The organism is Panacibacter ginsenosidivorans, from assembly GCF_007971225.1.
In the GTDB taxonomy this organism is placed as follows: domain Bacteria; phylum Bacteroidota; class Bacteroidia; order Chitinophagales; family Chitinophagaceae; genus Panacibacter; species Panacibacter ginsenosidivorans.
In genome coordinates, this window is sequence record NZ_CP042435.1 from 925,331 (window position 1) to 941,631 (window position 16,301).

19 protein-coding genes are annotated in these 16,301 nt (G+C 37.1%); 14 read left to right on the plus strand and 5 right to left on the minus strand.

The window, feature by feature from the left end:
- Positions 1–293: 293 nt before the first annotated feature.
- On the plus strand, positions 294–1,229 hold the full coding sequence (locus FRZ67_RS03845) for a hydrogen peroxide-inducible genes activator (RefSeq protein ID WP_147188267.1): 936 nt from the start codon (positions 294–296) through the stop codon (positions 1,227–1,229).
- Between the two features lie 107 nt (positions 1,230–1,336).
- Here the strand turns inward: FRZ67_RS03845 and FRZ67_RS03850 are convergent, their stop codons facing one another.
- The gene (locus FRZ67_RS03850; RefSeq protein WP_147188268.1) at positions 1,337–1,633 is read right to left on the minus strand and encodes a hypothetical protein; all 297 of its coding nucleotides are present in this window, start codon (positions 1,631–1,633) and stop codon (positions 1,337–1,339) included.
- A gap of 231 nt (positions 1,634–1,864) precedes the next feature.
- Here FRZ67_RS03850 and FRZ67_RS03855 point away from each other — a divergent pair, with 231 nt between their 5' ends.
- Entirely contained in the window at positions 1,865–2,611 is a 747-nt protein-coding gene (locus FRZ67_RS03855) for a 3-keto-disaccharide hydrolase (protein WP_147188269.1), read from the plus strand.
- Between the two features lie 43 nt (positions 2,612–2,654).
- Here FRZ67_RS03855 and FRZ67_RS03860 read toward each other — a convergent pair whose 3' ends face one another.
- Together FRZ67_RS03860 and FRZ67_RS03865 are read right to left on the minus strand one after the other, a co-directional pair.
- Entirely contained in the window at positions 2,655–3,380 is a 726-nt protein-coding gene (locus FRZ67_RS03860) for a peptidase associated/transthyretin-like domain-containing protein (RefSeq protein WP_147188270.1), read from the minus strand.
- A 165-nt stretch (positions 3,381–3,545) separates the two neighbouring features.
- The gene (locus FRZ67_RS03865; protein ID WP_158638292.1) at positions 3,546–4,544 is read right to left on the minus strand and encodes a glycoside hydrolase family 53 protein; all 999 of its coding nucleotides are present in this window, start codon (positions 4,542–4,544) and stop codon (positions 3,546–3,548) included.
- Positions 4,545–4,565: 21 nt separating this feature from the next.
- On the opposite strand from FRZ67_RS03865, the gene FRZ67_RS03870 reads away from it, so the two are divergent.
- Together FRZ67_RS03870 and FRZ67_RS03875 are read left to right on the plus strand one after the other, a co-directional pair.
- On the plus strand, positions 4,566–5,090 hold the full coding sequence (locus FRZ67_RS03870; protein ID WP_147188272.1) for a YdeI/OmpD-associated family protein: 525 nt from the start codon (positions 4,566–4,568) through the stop codon (positions 5,088–5,090).
- A gap of 198 nt (positions 5,091–5,288) precedes the next feature.
- On the plus strand, positions 5,289–6,608 hold the full coding sequence (locus tag FRZ67_RS03875) for a DUF885 domain-containing protein (RefSeq protein ID WP_147188273.1): 1,320 nt from the start codon (positions 5,289–5,291) through the stop codon (positions 6,606–6,608).
- Positions 6,609–6,697: 89 nt separating this feature from the next.
- Here FRZ67_RS03875 and FRZ67_RS03880 read toward each other — a convergent pair whose 3' ends face one another.
- Positions 6,698–6,991, minus strand: coding sequence for a hypothetical protein (locus FRZ67_RS03880; RefSeq protein WP_147188274.1), 294 nt, complete (start codon positions 6,989–6,991; stop codon positions 6,698–6,700).
- Between the two features lie 283 nt (positions 6,992–7,274).
- Here FRZ67_RS03880 and rbp point away from each other — a divergent pair, with 283 nt between their 5' ends.
- The 10 genes from rbp to FRZ67_RS03930 all read left to right on the plus strand — a co-directional run bounded on the left by rbp (position 7,275) and on the right by FRZ67_RS03930 (position 15,362).
- A complete protein-coding gene (gene rbp, locus FRZ67_RS03885; protein ID WP_147188275.1) occupies positions 7,275–7,550 on the plus strand; it encodes an RNA-binding regulator in 276 nt (91 codons plus the stop codon).
- Between the two features lie 90 nt (positions 7,551–7,640).
- Positions 7,641–7,922, plus strand: coding sequence for a short-chain dehydrogenase (locus FRZ67_RS03890; protein ID WP_225975504.1), 282 nt, complete (start codon positions 7,641–7,643; stop codon positions 7,920–7,922).
- 69 nt (positions 7,923–7,991) lie between these two features.
- The gene (locus FRZ67_RS03895) at positions 7,992–8,759 is read left to right on the plus strand and encodes a fatty acid desaturase (RefSeq protein ID WP_147188276.1); all 768 of its coding nucleotides are present in this window, start codon (positions 7,992–7,994) and stop codon (positions 8,757–8,759) included.
- A gap of 222 nt (positions 8,760–8,981) precedes the next feature.
- Positions 8,982–9,308 carry a HesB/IscA family protein gene (locus FRZ67_RS03900; protein WP_147188277.1) on the plus strand — a complete coding sequence of 109 codons (327 nt, stop codon included), beginning with the start codon at positions 8,982–8,984 and terminating at the stop codon, positions 9,306–9,308.
- A 27-nt stretch (positions 9,309–9,335) separates the two neighbouring features.
- A complete protein-coding gene (gene sufB / locus FRZ67_RS03905) occupies positions 9,336–10,781 on the plus strand; it encodes a Fe-S cluster assembly protein SufB (RefSeq protein ID WP_147188278.1) in 1,446 nt (481 codons plus the stop codon).
- Positions 10,782–10,997: 216 nt separating this feature from the next.
- Positions 10,998–11,762: a Fe-S cluster assembly ATPase SufC gene (gene sufC / locus FRZ67_RS03910; RefSeq protein ID WP_147188279.1), complete on the plus strand. Its 765-nt coding sequence runs from the start codon at positions 10,998–11,000 to the stop codon at positions 11,760–11,762.
- Positions 11,763–11,816: 54 nt separating this feature from the next.
- Positions 11,817–13,136 (plus strand): Fe-S cluster assembly protein SufD, encoded by a 1,320-nt coding sequence (gene sufD, locus FRZ67_RS03915; protein WP_147188280.1) that lies wholly within the window; start codon positions 11,817–11,819, stop codon positions 13,134–13,136.
- 75 nt (positions 13,137–13,211) lie between these two features.
- Positions 13,212–14,459 (plus strand): aminotransferase class V-fold PLP-dependent enzyme, encoded by a 1,248-nt coding sequence (locus FRZ67_RS03920; RefSeq protein WP_147188281.1) that lies wholly within the window; start codon positions 13,212–13,214, stop codon positions 14,457–14,459.
- Between the two features lie 158 nt (positions 14,460–14,617).
- Positions 14,618–15,046, plus strand: coding sequence for a SufE family protein (locus FRZ67_RS03925; protein WP_147188282.1), 429 nt, complete (start codon positions 14,618–14,620; stop codon positions 15,044–15,046).
- Position 15,047: 1 nt separating this feature from the next.
- Positions 15,048–15,362 carry an iron-sulfur cluster assembly protein gene (locus FRZ67_RS03930; protein WP_225975506.1) on the plus strand — a complete coding sequence of 105 codons (315 nt, stop codon included), beginning with the start codon at positions 15,048–15,050 and terminating at the stop codon, positions 15,360–15,362.
- A gap of 36 nt (positions 15,363–15,398) precedes the next feature.
- Here FRZ67_RS03930 and FRZ67_RS03935 read toward each other — a convergent pair whose 3' ends face one another.
- The gene (locus FRZ67_RS03935) at positions 15,399–16,283 is read right to left on the minus strand and encodes a sugar phosphate isomerase/epimerase family protein (RefSeq protein WP_147188283.1); all 885 of its coding nucleotides are present in this window, start codon (positions 16,281–16,283) and stop codon (positions 15,399–15,401) included.
- Positions 16,284–16,301: the final 18 nt, after the last annotated feature.

A 16,301-nucleotide genomic window follows, 5' to 3' on the forward strand; every position in this document is an offset into this window, starting at 1 on the left:
GAACGTACAAGTGAGTGACACAACAAAAGCTTTATAGCATTACTTAAGCTAAGTGCATTGCACATTTAAAATAAGAAAATGATTTTATTTAACCCGAAGATTCCTTACCACACTAATGCATGTCCTTTAACCACATGTTCTTTAGGCTCGGCATCTCTTGCATTTACACCACACTCTTGCTCCCATTGTCATTAGGTACTTCTGCATGGAAGAATAGCAGAAGTTCAATTATTCAACCCATTAGCCAAATCAATTAACTTTATACTTTCATAGATAAAAGTTATCAATAACCAATGACCTTTACACAACTTGAATACATTGTAGCGGTAGATACCTTTCGCCATTTTGCAGATGCAGCAGCTCATTGCTTTGTAACCCAGCCTACACTTAGCATGCAAATCCATAAACTGGAGGAAGAACTGGGTATAAAAATTTTCGACAGGAGCAAACAACCTGTACTGCCAACTGAACCAGGATTGGATATTATTGACCACGCAAGAAAAATTCTTGCAGAAAGAGATAACCTTACAGATATGCTGGCGTCAAAAAAAGGCGTGGTGAATGGCGAATTAAAAATTGGTGTAATACCAACACTGGCGCCATATCTGCTGCCATTATTCATTCCTGCATTCACAAAAAAATACCCTAATGTAAAACTGGTAGTGAATGAGCTTACTACCGATATTATTATTTCAAGATTGCGTGAAGGGCGCATTGATGCAGGTGTTTTGGTTACACCTTTAACAGAAAAAGGTATTAAAGAAGATGTATTATTTTATGAAGAAATGCTGGCCTATGTTTCCAAAAATAATGCAGCATATAAAAAGACCTACGTGCTACCCAAAGATATTGATCCCGAGAAATTATGGCTATTGCAGGAAGGACATTGTTTTCGTTCGCAGATAATACAATTGTGCGAATTGCGCAGGATAAGTAAAGAAGGCAGCCATTTTGAATATGAAGCAGGCAGTTTTGAAACGCTGAGAAGAATGGTTGATCTTAACGATGGCATTACTATCCTTCCCGAACTTGCCACGCTTGATATGACTGTGCACCAGCAGAATCATTTGCGTTATTTTAAATCCCCTGCACCGGTAAGAGAAGTAAGCATTGTTACCCACCGTGATTTTGTAAAACGCAAACTCATTGAATTATTAAAGAAAGAAATTCTGGCTGCTGTGCCTGATAAATTACGGAAGAATAAAAAAGTATCGGTAATACCAGTTTGAGTTATATAAAATATTTTATGTACTAAGCTTTTGAATAAGCATTTAGCATTGTTGCGTCGCACACTTGTACTTCTGGTTTTTGCTGAACAAATAAAAGCTTACCGGTTCTACCTGGAGATCACTTTAAAGTCATGCGTAATATAAAGACGTTTAATACCAACTGTGTCTTTAACGCCTATGATCTTCATGTTCACTTTAAAATCGCAAATGTAATATTGAGGGTCGTCATAATAGATCACATCTCCTATTACGTAATATTTCACTTTGGTAGAATCATAATTAACCCTTGAATACATATAATCAAGCAAGGTAGACTTTAGTTTTGCCTGTATATCCTCCGGGCCCTGGTTCCTGTTACAGGCAACGGCAATAAATAAAAGAAGAATTGTGGCAAACTTTTTCATTGTTGTGTTGGTTTTGGAAATTAACTGCGTGAAGTAAAGATAAATTTTCTCATGATTTTTGCCACGACAGAAAAAAATATTTTGTCTGATACTGAATAAATAAAAAGTAAACCAGTCATTGCTCCGTAAAGCGATACAGTACAAGTGAGTGACACAACGAAGTGCAATAGCAGCAATACAGATAAGTTCAAAAAAATTATTTCTTATCTTCAACCCCACTAAAAAGCTCGTATGAAAAAATATTCCCCGGCAATTTTTTGTATTGCCTTTGTTTTACTAACAGCAAACGCAATTGCAACACCTCGTCATGTTAGAGACTCTGCATCAGATAACCAGTTAAGCAAACAGGAAAAAAAAGATGGCTGGAAGTTGTTGTTCAACGGTAAGTCGCTGGATGATTTTAGAATATATAAGAATGAAACGGGGTCATCCTGGAAAGTAGTAGATGGCGCTATTTGCAGCACCAAACCGGAAGGCAATAAAAACCCCGATCTTATAACAACAGGCAAGTATGAAAGTTTTGAGCTGCAGGTTGACTGGAAACTTTCACCGCAAGGCAATAGCGGCATTATGTACCATGTAACAGAGGACTATGATCATCCTTACGAAAGCGGGCCCGAATATCAATTAATAGATGATGATGGCTTTCCTGAAAAAATAGAGAACTGGCAAAAGACAGGTGCAAACTATGCCATGAATGTGCCTATGGTTCGTGCTATTAAAGCCCCGGGAGAATGGAACCATACGGTGATCATTGTAAACAAAGGCCATGTAGAGCATTGGCTTAACGGGCAAAAAGTAGTGGAATATGAATTATGGACCGATGAATGGAAGAAAAATAAAATGGCAGGCAAATGGAAAGATGCACCCGGTTATGGCCTTGCAAAATCAGGCTTCATAGCATTCCAGGCTTCTCATAGTGGTGTAGAAAATAGTGGTGTTTGTTTTAAGAATATCAAGATCAGAATACTGAATTAGGTTTTTGCAAAACCATTAATAAAAAGATGAGAGGTAGCAGCAATTACTTCTCATCTTTTCTTTTATAATAATCTTTCAGTTTATCGTTGATGTAATAAAATACATCCTCATCAGATGTGTGCTGCCTCAGCCATTTATAATCCGGCCAGTAAAGATTAATAAAGTGGTTCAAACTATCTCCATGTAATCCTGTATAAGCACTTACTAATTCAGGTGAAAAACGGTATCGTACGTATGCATCCTTTTCATTTTGTTCAAAAAGTTTTTCTGCCTGGCGTTTCGACTTTTCACGCTTTGTAAAATGATCGAGATTAACCACGGCTCCTGCGCCGGAAGGATTATTCTGAATGGTTTTATATTGAGGGCTTACAAGATCTCTGTTAAAATCGTCCCGCCTTTTAATACTGTCGCCCTGGTATTTACTGTAGCTCGCCTGTACAGTAACACCAGGTAGCTCATGCGCTAATACACTCATACGTACATATAGTGTTTGTTCCATTAACAAACTGTAGTGCAGCATTTGGAAGTGATAATTATCTTTTGTAAAAAAAAGTACATCATCAATATTAACCTGCAATGAAAATTTTCCTTTGCTGTCTGTAACAGTTTTTTTATTAGTTGTAAGATTACTTACCTGCACATTGGCCATTGGTGCATTTGTGGAACTATCTGTAATAAACCCGGTAATGGTTTTCTTTTGCGTATAACCAGTTATTGAAAGTATTATCAATACAAACAATAATAGTAAACGGTGTGTAGTATTTTTCATGTGCGCCTGGTATTTATTGTTAGCAATTTAGCAATGCAAATGAGTATTATTTGTTAACAACCAGCCATTGGTCTATTCTATGGAGCCGGCTGCATTACAGCTATTAAACTTTTGTTGCGTCGCACGCTTGTACGTTCAATTTATTAGGCAGTAAGGTACAACTGTTTATTTCAATAATTTTATATTGTACTTCTTTGCAATTCCAGGATAAAGGTTTAATAACTCATTTGCTTTACCGTCCTTATCAAAAATAAATTCCCAGGTATTCAATGGTTCCCATATAAAAGTGCCTTTCATTTTTCCATCCGGAATATTAAAAGCAATATCATTCACTTCGTTTTTTTTGTAAGTATATTCTACCACTATAATATCCTGTTTATAATGTTTGGAAAGATCATTCAAATTATACTGCAGGCTGTCTAATGTTCCGTGCCATTGCGGATAGTACGACTCCCCTATTACATCAAACTTCACATCACGCTCCAGCATGTTATCAATAAAAGAAACAGATTCTTTATTCTGCCCGCCACAGGCAATATGCAACATAATAGGTATTGATGCATCAACATCTTTTACGCCTGCTGCTCCTGCTTTAAATAATGCAGCAAGGTTATCCATGTTATCTGCTTTGCCATCCGGCCATATCATTCCATGGTTGATCTCGTTGCCCACCTGTACCATATCCGGCAATGTGCCTTGCTTTTTTAGTTCAGTTAAAACATCTTTTGTATAGCCACGAACTGCTGTTATAAGCTGACCAAAATCAAGATCTTCCCATGCAGCGGGTTTGAATTGTTTGCCAGGATCGGCCCATGTATCGCTGTAATGAAAATCAAGTAAGAATTTTAAACCTGCTGCTTTAATTCTTTTAGCCATCATCTTCGTTTGCTCGAGTCCGCAGTAATCTTTACCGGGGCTATAACCACTGTCTGAACCGGGATCATTAAATATGCGCAGCCTTATATAATTAAACCCATGTTGTTTTAAAATATCAATTGCATCGCCTTCTGTTCCATCCACAGAAAAATGAATGCCTTTGTCTTCAAGTTCGGGCAGGAAAGAAATATCTGCACCCATTATTTTTTCATACTTATCTTTTTGTGCTAACAATATGCTGCTTATTAAAAGCATTACCACAGGCAGGAAAGCTTTTTGATAATTCATATAACGCTGTAATTTTAGAATATGGTTCAATTTACAACTACCATACGAAAGTTCAGCGAACAGGGAGAAAAAACAGGATGGACACATATTATCATTCCTGCTGATATTGCACAGCAACTAATACCCGGCAATAAGAAATCATTTCGTGTTAAAGGCAGGCTGGATGACTATTCGATTGCAGGCATTGCTTTAATGCCAATGGGCGCAGGGGATTTTGTAATGCCATTAAACGCAGTTATTCGCAAAGGCATTCATAAAAAAGAAGGTGCTATGCTTAATGTAAAACTGGAGGTTGATAAAAAAGAAATACAACCCCCACAAGAATTTGTTGAATGCCTAAAAGATGAACCTGCAGCACACGAACATTATTTTTCTTTAGCAAAATCACATCAACTATATTTTACCCGCTGGATTAACGAGGCTAAAACAGAGCAAACAAAAACAAAGCGTATTGCACAGGCTGTAAATGCCCTCTCAAAGAAATTCGATTTTGGTATGATGGTACGCGCAATTAAGAAAGACAATGATTTGCTAAAAGGAGTTTAGCACTCATAGCTGGTTAGTTGCAATAAAATATACAGTACAAGAGTGCGACGCAAGAAAAGCTTAATGCCTGTACTCAAGCCCGGCTCATAATGTATCTCAATATCATGTTTCAGTAATTCATTCTCATGCTTCAGTAGCTGTGATCATTTCTTTGTTGTTAATTGCAGTATATTAGAACTTACTTCAAATTGCTTACGGATGAAAGAAATATTTATAGCGGCATGTATATTTTTTTGTGTCAGTTGCACCGAAGCTCAGTCTACAAAAGCATTCGATGATTTTCGCGACAGCTTTGTAAAAGGATACACAACCCTTGCTATTCCTGAACTCGAATTAAGTTATGCAGATAACCTGCAGCATATACTGCCACTCAACAAAATTCAACAGCAACTAAATTTCTTTGAAGATGCAAAAAATAAACTGGACATTTTTGAAACATACTGGTTAACTGATTCAGAAAAATTTGATCTTGACCTGATGAAATTCGAGACAACAATGAACCTGCAAAGACTGGCCCTCGAAAAAAGATGGTGCGATGAAAAGCCTGCTGTCATACCTGTAAATAATTTATACAGCATCCCCCATGGCAATGAATGGTATGTTTATTTTCTGAAAAGATGGCTCGGTGCTGATGTAAACCCCGATGATATTTATTTTAATGGTATTGCAGAAATAGATCGGGTAAAACAACATATAGAAGACATAAGAATAAAAAAAGGTTTAACAACCGAACAATTCTATGCACATCTTAATGACAGTGATTTTTTTATAAACAGTCCGCAGCAATTGCAACAATCATTTGAGCATGTAAAGAATATTGTTCAGCAAAATCTTTATCTGCTGTTCAATGTGCAGCAGGTACGCAATGTAAAAATTGATCGTGGCAGCAACAATGCACTGGCACAAACACCGGGTTATTACAACGACGATACATTTTATTATAATTTTTTTGACAAGCCTTATAACAAACGCCAGGTTGATTGGCTCTTTATACATGAAGCCGTTCCCGGCCATCACTATCAAATAAATATTGCAGATCATTTATCTCAATCCAAAGTGCAGCAATTATTTCACTACTCAGGTTTTGCGGAAGGCTGGGCTGCTTACACAGAAACACTTGGCACAGAGCTGGGCGTTTATGAAACTGATTATGATGAACTGGGTCATTGGGAATGGGATCTTGTGCGCTCCGTTCGTGTCATTATAGATATTGGTTTGAATTATTATGGATGGAATGATGAGAAAGCATTGGCAACATGGAAACAATATATACCCAACCAGGATGATATCGCAATGCGTGAGATCAATCGAATAAAACGCTGGCCTGCACAGGTTATTACCTACAAATATGGCTCTATGCTGATACTAAAATGGAAGAAAGAGTTACAGGACAAACAAGGAAATGCTTTTAACATTAAAGACTTTCATGACAGGCTGCTGAATCATGGCTCTCTGCCGTTTTTTATGGTAAAACAAAATGTATTTAAAAAAAGTACAGGTGATGTTGCAGGCAGTTGAATTATTATTCAACCCTGGTTGTGTCACTCACTTGTACGCTTTGTTCTTTACTCAGCAAATGAAGATTTACACAGCACAATGAACAAATATTACTGCTCTTTTGGCACCATGTTATATTCTTTCTGCAACCAGCTGTAAACGCTGTTCTGACTTTTAACTTCCAAAGGAAGTTTTTCATGTAATAATATTTCCATGCGGCCCGCTTCAGTTTTAGATTTACAGCCCATCATTTCACATGCATAGTTTATCATATAAAGTATTTCATTGCCTTCATAGCGCATAAACATATTTCTGTCTGGCACACCCTGCAATTTTACATGCTCCGCAGGTTCATTCCATGTATAATCATTAAACAAAAGATCGCTCTTGTTGTAAACACCCATAAGATATTCATGTTGGTAAAGGCGTAAGATAGTCTAAATATTTTTGCAGCGATATTTGCTCATGAAATAACCTAACGAATGTTTTGTTAAAGGAAAATATAATAAGAAGTGTTACCACGAAAAAGATTACCTTCACCGATCTGATTTTAGCTCTGTCAGCACATTGTAATTGCAAGAAGCATTTTTTTACACTTCCTTTCCTTGTAAACATTTTCCTCTTCACTACGCTTTGCTAACCCTGTTTCAATCAATATTAATTTATTTGATCTTAAATTTTAGTGCTATGAACATTTATGTTTCTAATCTCAGTTTTCATACTACAGATGAAGACCTGAAGACAATGTTTTCAAAGTTTGGTGAAGTAACTTCTGTAAAAATAATTTTTGACAAAGTTACCAATCGTTCCCGTGGTTTTGGCTTTATTGAAATGTCTAAAGAAGAAGAAGGCCAGGAAGCAATAAAAATGCTTAATAATAAAGACATACAGGGAAGGCTGTTATCTGTATCCGTGGCAAAGGTTAGAGACAACAGCAGCTACGGCAGCAAAAGCAGGTGGTAAAACTCCTGGTGCATACACACAGTGATATCAATTTAGTGCTTGCATATTTTATAACTACACTTCATTTATTTAAACACAAATTTATTATCGATGAATAATGATATGATCACAAAATTCTGCGAAACCCAAAAAGTAGCAACCGGTAACTGCGTAAGAATTGATTTTAAAAAAAGAAACCCCATGTTTGGTTTTTTAGTACAGGCAGGGGATTATGAAGATCTGAAATCTAAAAACTTCTGGCGCATTGTTATACACAGCAACATGCAGAATTGGCAAAAAAATGGTGATATGGACATGGCTAAGATCTACAACGGTTCAGAGTTTACAAAACTCTCTGTTATTGGTTTAAAGGAACTGTTATCAATTGCGTGATTAATAAAAATACTTTATTACTTTCGCTGCCTTTTTAGAAGTATTTTTCTATAAACTTTCAATTTAGTCATGATAGCTATTGTTTTGTTCTTTTTATGTCATTGGTTTCTTTCTTTGTTTTTTCATTCATTCTTTTTACACAGGTACGCTTCTCATAAGATGTATACAACAAGTAAGACCTGGGAAAAAATATTTTATTTCTTAACCTGGATTGTGCTTGGATCTTCTTATTTAGTTCCAAGGGCATATGGTGTTTTACACAGGATGCATCATGAATACAGCGATACAGAAAAAGATCCACACTCACCTCATTTCTTTAAGGATATATGGCGTATGATGATTCATACGGCAAGAGTGTTCAGCAATTTTGTTAAAGGTAAAAATGTTCCTGAAGAGAAGTTCACCAAAGCATATTTACCAAAGTGGGATAGCCTGGATAAGATAGGTAATAGCACTATTACAAGGTTGTTTTTCATGGCTGGTTATACCACCTTTTATATTTATTTCGCTCCCAGTTATTGGTACTTCTTATTATTGCCCATTCATTTCTTAATGGGCCCTATACAAGGAGCTATTGTTAATTGGTGTGGCCATAAATATGGGTATCAAAACTATCAAAATGGCGATCATTCCAGAAACTCGACTCCCTGGGGTGTGATTTTAATGGGCGAATTGTTTCAAAATAATCATCATCACGCAAAAGATAATGCCAATTTTGCACGTAAGTGGTTTGAATTTGATATGACTTACCTTCTTATGCGTGCATTGAACAGGATGCGTATTATTCAACTCATCCCATTACCTGTAAATGACCATAGCAAAGAAAACCACACGTAAACTTATTTTGACTTATAATTTAAAAAATTGAAAAAAAGCAGCTTTTAAAGAAGCTGCTTTTTTTGTACCGGGCAAGAGATTAACGTTGTTAATTATTTATTTGAGGGTATTTTCCCTCAAAACAGTATTTTTTGCTTATATCGAAAATGCGTGAAACAACACTCCTGCCATATTTTTGTACTTTTACCAATTGTATAAATGATTGAAATTAAAGAATGCGTTATGATCACAGTTTCTGATAATGCAAAAGCATATATTAACCGGTTATTAACGGAGCAAAATAAAGATGCATCCTATTTTGTACGTGTAGGTGTAAAGGCAGGCGGATGTTCAGGCCTGGAGTATGAGTTGGATTTTGATAATCAAACCAAAAACGGAGATGAGGTTTTTGAAGACAAGGGCATCAAAGTAGTGGTAGATATGAAAAGCTTGCTGTATCTCTACGGTACGGAACTCGATTATACGGGGGGGTTAAATGGCAAGGGTTTGGTTTTCAACAACCCAAATGCATCACGTACATGTGGTTGCGGAGAAAGTTTTGCAGTGTAATTTTGCCAACGAAACGAAAAAAGAATAATGAGCAATAATAATGACATTTTAGAGCGGCTTACCAGCGAACCTTACGAATATGGGTTCGTAACGGATATTGAGATGGATATCGCTCCCAAAGGATTAAATGAAGAAACGGTACGGTTTATTTCTGCAAAAAAAAATGAGCCGGAATGGTTGTTGGAATGGCGCCTGAAAGGTTTAAAGCATTTTCAGGAATGTGAAATGCCGCACTGGCAGAATTTTGAAATGCCGGCCATTGATTTTCAGAATATTTCTTATTATGCAGCCCCGGTTAAGAAAACAAAATACAATAGCCTTGATGAGGTTGATCCTGAACTGATCGCAACATTTGAAAAACTCGGCATCCCCATTAATGAGCAAAAAGCCCTGGCAGGTGTGGCTGTTGATGTGGTATTTGACAGCGTTTCTGTAGCAACAACTTTCAGGGAGAAGTTACAGGAGATGGGCGTAATCTTCTGCTCATTCAGCGAAGCTGTTCAAAAACATCCCGATCTTGTAAAAAAATATTTAGGGACGGTTGTTCCATATACCGATAATATTTTCTCTGCGCTTAACGCAGCGGTAGTATCAGATGGTTCATTTGCTTACATTCCCAAAGGCGTTCGTTGCCCGATGGAGCTTTCCACTTACTTCCGTATCAATGCACAGAATACCGGTCAGTTTGAACGTACATTGATCATTGCCGATGAAGGAAGTTATGTTAGCTATCTCGAAGGTTGCACTGCACCGATGCGTGATGAAAATCAATTACATGCAGCAGTTGTTGAATTAATTGCATTAGATAATGCCGAGATAAAATATTCAACAGTGCAAAACTGGTATCCGGGCGACAAAGATGGTAAAGGTGGCATCTACAATTTTGTTACAAAACGTGGCATCTGCAAAGGTGTAAACTCAAAAATTTCGTGGACACAGGTAGAAACAGGTTCCGCTATTACCTGGAAATATCCAAGCTGTATTTTACGCGGTGATAATTCTGTTGGCGAATTTTACTCAGTGGCGCTGACAAAAAATAAGCAGATAGCAGATACTGGAACAAAAATGTACCATATTGGCAAGAACACTCGTAGCAGGATTATTTCTAAAGGTATTTCTGCAGGCAATGGCCAAAATAGTTACAGAGGTTTGGTGCAGGTGGGCAGCGGTGCAACAAATGCACGAAACTTTACGCAATGCGATTCTTTATTGATCGGTGATCGCTGCGGTGCGCATACATTTCCATACATCGAATCGAAAAACAGTTCGTCAATTGTTGAACATGAAGCTACCACTTCAAAGATTGGTGAAGACCAGATATTCTATCTTAACCAGCGTGGTATTGATACGGAGAAAGCAGTTGCATTGATCGTGAACGGCTATGCAAAAGAAGTACTGAATCAATTACCGATGGAGTTTGCTGTGGAAGCGCAAAAACTATTGGCAATATCGCTTGAAGGAAGTGTGGGTTAATTAAAAAGTAAAAAATCAAAAGTCAAAACGTAAGAGAGTTTTTATGTACTTGGCTTTAGAATAAATATTAAGCTTTTGTTGCGTCGCACTCTTGTACTTTCAGTTCAACATTGAACAAGGCCTTGAAGTGAGTGACACAACAGGCGATGACAAAAGAGCTAAAGTTTGTGACATATAAGAACATATAACCAGCAAATAAATTTTTAAAGGAACGACATGTTAAGTATTAAAAATCTAAGGGCATCTGTAGAAGGCAAAGAAATTTTAAAAGGTTTAAACCTGGAAATAAAAGCAGGCGAAGTGCATGCCATAATGGGGCCTAATGGTTCTGGTAAAAGTACATTGGCTTCTGTTTTGGCAGGCAATGAAAATTATGAAGTAACAGGCGGTGAAGCCTGGTTTGAGGGAAAAAATCTTTTAGAACTTTCTCCTGAAGATCGTGCAAGGGAAGGTGTGTTTTTAGCATTTCAATACCCCGTAGAAATTCCCGGTGTTTCAAATATTAATTTCCTTAGAACGGCAATGAGCGAGATAAGAACGTACCGGGGTCTGCCTCCTTTGGAAGCAAAGGAGTTTTTGAAGACTGTAAAAGAGAAACAAAAACTTGTTGAGTTTGACGCTGCACTTGCCAACCGTTCTTTAAATGAAGGGTTTTCAGGCGGTGAGAAAAAAAGAAATGAGATATTTCAACTGGCTATGCTTGAACCCAAGCTTGCTATTCTTGATGAAACAGATTCAGGCCTGGATATTGATGCTTTAAGGATCGTTTCTAAAGGTGTAAATAAACTGCGTTCAGATAAAAATGCATTCCTGATCATTACGCATTACCAGCGTTTACTGGAATATATTGTTCCGGATTATGTGCATGTTTTATACAATGGTCAGATTGTAAAAACAGGTGGCAAAGAATTAGCATTGGAACTGGAGGAAAAAGGTTACGACTGGTTGAAAGAAACATCCAAAGAAACTGAATTGGCATAGGTGAAATATTGTTTTCTGTGTATTCACCATTGACCGTTCACCATTCACAACATCATGATCAAACAAATCACTACTTCTTTATACGATCAGTTTATCGCTGATTTTGAATTACGTTCTATTTTATCCGCTTCTTCTGAATCTGCATCCTTGCAGGGCTTAAGGCATACAGGTTTTGCGTATTTTAAACAGCTTGGTTTTCCCAACACAAAAGTAGAGGACTGGAAATACGTTAACCTCACTCCTTTTTTGAAAGATGAATTCATAACAGAACCTGAAGATGATGTACTGGCAATTGATGAAAAAGCTATTATTAAGGCAAACATTCCAATGCTGGATTGTTACAAGGTCGTATTGGTAAACGGACAATATCACCCGGAACTTTCTGACACTATTCCTACAGAAGGCATTTATATTTCTGCCCTTGCCGCTGCAATGAACAGGCCTGCTTTCCAGGCGCATTTTGGAAAGCATATTGCAATGGAAAAAAATCATTTTACCGCGTTAAACACGGCTTTGTTTAGTAATGGCTTATTCATTGAGGTAAAGAATAAAACAGTTGCAGACAAACCAATACACATTATTCATTTGATATCTGCCGATAATAATTTATTTCTACAGCCGAGACATTTATTTGTGATAGGCTTACAGGCCGAAATAAGTATTGTGGAAAGTTTTGTAAGTGCCAATAAAAAAGGAAATGTTTTTGTAAATAATGTATCAGAGATCGTTGTTGATAAACAAGCCCAGGTACAACATTATTATATTCAAACAGGCAATGAGCAAACAAAATATGTACATCATACAGAAGTTGTTCAGCAGGCATCCAGTTTATATAATAATTACAAAGCATCCTTTCCCGGAACAAGTTTGCTGCGCAACAATTTAAACATTGTACTGAACGGTGAAAACATAGAAAGCCATCTGTATGGTATATATCTTGCAGGCGGCCAGCAATTAGTAGATAATCATACCATCGTCGATCATCAAAAGCCACATTGCTTAAGCAATGAATTATACAAAGGCGTAATGAAAGATGAAGCCACCGCGGTTTTTAACGGTAAGATATTTGTAAGAGAAGATGCGCAAAAGACAAATGCCTTTCAGAAGAACAATAATTTAATGCTCAGCAAAAAAGCAGTGGTCGATTCAAAACCACAGCTGGAAATTTATGCTGACGATGTTAAATGCAGTCATGGTTCTACAATCGGTCAGTTCAATGAAGATGCATTGTTTTATTTAAAAGCAAGAGGTATTGGTGATGAGAAAGCAAAAGCTCTATTGATACATGCATTTGCCTATGATGTAACCGAAAAAATTCCTTTGCCTGCCGTTCAGGCGCATATCAATCATTTGATAGAAGAAGGATTAAAATAGCAAAGTGGCGAGTTGAGTTGCCGGTTACCAGTTGCCGGTAACACACAACATAAAACTGGTGACAAAAACAGTTTTATGAAAGAAGCAACAACATTAGTGCAAGAAGCATTGGATATACAAAGAATAAGAAAAGATTTTCCTATTTTATCTTCAACTGTAAATGGCAAACCACTTGTATATTTTGATAACGCAGCCACCTCCCAAAAGCCATGGAGCGTTATAAAAGCCATTGAACATTATTACACAGATCTCAATAGCAACGTACACCGTGGTGTACACACATTAAGCCAAAAAGCAACTGATGCATTTGAAGCGTCGAGAAAGAAGATCGCTGATTTTATCAATGCTGCTCATGATTACGAAGTAATTTATACAAGAGGCACTACTGAAAGCATTAACCTTGTTGCACATAGTTTTGGAAAGCAGTTTGTAAAAGAAGGTGATATAATTATTATCTCTTCTCTCGAACATCATTCCAATATTGTTCCCTGGCAAATTCTTTGCGAAGAAAAGAATGCCACATTAAAAGTAATCCCAATCAATGAAAAGGGAGAACTAATAATGGAAGCATTCAAAGAAATGCTAAGTGAAAAAGTAAAGCTTGTTTCTGTTAACTATGTTTCTAATTCGTTGGGCACTGTAAATCCTGTAAGAGAAATTATAGAAGCAGCGCATCAATATAATATTCCCGTTATGTTAGATGCAGCGCAGGCTGTGCAACATATTCCGCTTGATGTGCAGGAACTGGATGTTGACTTCCTTGCATTCTCTGGTCATAAAATGTATGGACCAACAGGCATTGGTATTTTATATGGCAAAGAAAAATGGTTGAATGCAATGCCGCCTTACCAGGGAGGTGGTGAGATGATCAAGACTGTAACGTTTGAGAAAACAACCTACAACGATCTTCCTTTTAAATTCGAAGCAGGCACTCCAAATATTGAAGCATCTATTTGTTTAGGCACTGCAGTTGATTATATAAATGAAATTGGTCTTGAAAATATTCAACAGTACGAACATGAACTGGTTGAATATGCAACTGAAAAATTATCAGCCATTGATGGTATAAAATTTATTGGCACAGCCGATAATAAAGCAAGCGTTGTTTCATTCAATATTGCAAATATTCATCCTTATGATGTGGGCGTGATACTTGATAAGCTTGGCATCGCTGTTCGCACAGGGCATCATTGCACGCAACCTTTAATGGATATATTTTGTATTCCCGGCACAGTAAGAGCTTCCTTTGCTTTTTATAATACAAAAGAAGAAATTGATGTGTTGGTTGAGGGCGTTAAAAGAGCAGTAAAGATGTTGAGTTAAGAAAATATTTTTTTACCCAACATTAGTTTCTTATATCATCGGCTGTTGCGTCGCACTCTTGTACTTATAGTTCAAAATGGAACAAACCCTTGAAGTGAGTGACACAACAAAGCTTAATAGTAGTACTTCAGCCAAGTACAAAATTTACAAACCACAATATGACGATTAACGAAATACAAGACGAGCTAATAGAAGAGTTTTCATTGTTTGGCGATTGGATGGAGAAGTACGAGAATATTATTCAAATGGGAAAAGAGTTGCCACTGATTGATGAACAATATAAAACAGATGATAATTTAATCAAGGGTTGCCAGTCAAGAGTGTGGCTGCATGCGGATTACAAAGATGGCAATATTGTTTTCACTGCAGACAGTGATGCTATTATTACAAAAGGTTTGGTGAGCATGGTAGTTCGTGTATTATCGAATCACACACCAAATGAAATTGTAAATGCTGATCTTTATTTTGTTGACCAGATTGGTTTGAAAGAACATCTTTCTGTTACACGTTCAAACGGTTTGCTTTCAATGATAAAGCAAATGAAAATGTATGCGCTTGCATTGCAAACCAAAGAAAACGCAAATTGATATGATTGATAAAATAAACATGGAAATAAAGATCATAGAAGCGTTGCAAACAGTTTATGATCCTGAATTACCGGCCAATATTTATGATCTTGGTTTGGTGTACTCAATTGATATAAGTGATACGGGTTATGTAAATATCAAAATGACATTAACCGCACCTGGCTGCCCTGTGGCCGGTGAAATTATAATGGATGTAGATAGTAAAGTGCGTAACGTAGAAGGCGTGAGTGATGTAAATGTAATGCTCACATTCGATCCGCCATGGAACAGGGATATGATGACAGAAGAAGCCAAACTGGAGCTTGGCTTCTTATAATTTTTTCAGAACATTAGTGACGAATAAACTTTTCCGCTACACAAGATTTTTCTTTATGTAATTATAGCTGGTAGTAATACTATCAAAAGGAGATCCCGGGCATTTATCCTGCTCTACAAAAAAGTATTTCAATCCCGCAGTCTTGGCATTTTCAAATATTTTTTTGAAATCAATTGTTCCGTTTCCTACTTCTGTAAATGCCTGCTCGGGTGTTTTGTCCATATCTTTTACATGCCATAAAGGAAACCTTCCCGGATGTTGTTTAAACATTTCAATAGGATCATGTTTTGCTTTTGTTATCCAGTAAAGATCTATTTCCATTTTTACAAGATCCTTGTCTGTATTATTCAATATTATATCGTATGGCAGTTGACCATCCTGCGCAGCAAATTCAAAATCATGATTATGGTAGCATAATTGAATACCGGCTTTTTTGCAGACTTCGGCAGATTTATTTAACGTAGCAGCCAATTGTTTGTAATGATCAATGTTGCCACGCTCCTGTTCAGATAACCAGGCGCACACCATGTGCTTTATTCCAACAGCTGCAGCATCATCTACGGCTTTGTCCCACTCATGCAGCATGGTACCTTTTGTATCTGCGCCATTTGCTTTCTCCTCACCCAATCTGTAATGCGCGCTGGGAATTATCAGGTTATTTTGCTTAAGCGTATCAGCAAAAGTTTTGGCATCCATACCATAAAACAACTGCGATCCTGTGTATGTGGCTGCTTCTATTGAATTGTAACCAATTTGTGCAACTTTAGCAAGTGTTCCTGCCGGATCTTTCTCCATTGCATCCCTTACCGTATATAATTGTAGTCCGATGTAAGAAGTCTTATATTCAAAAAAGGAAGGTCGTATAAGAAGACTGGCTGATGCAACACCTGTTGTCTTCAGAAAGGAACGTCTCGTTGTCATATGCTAAGTTTAATCGTT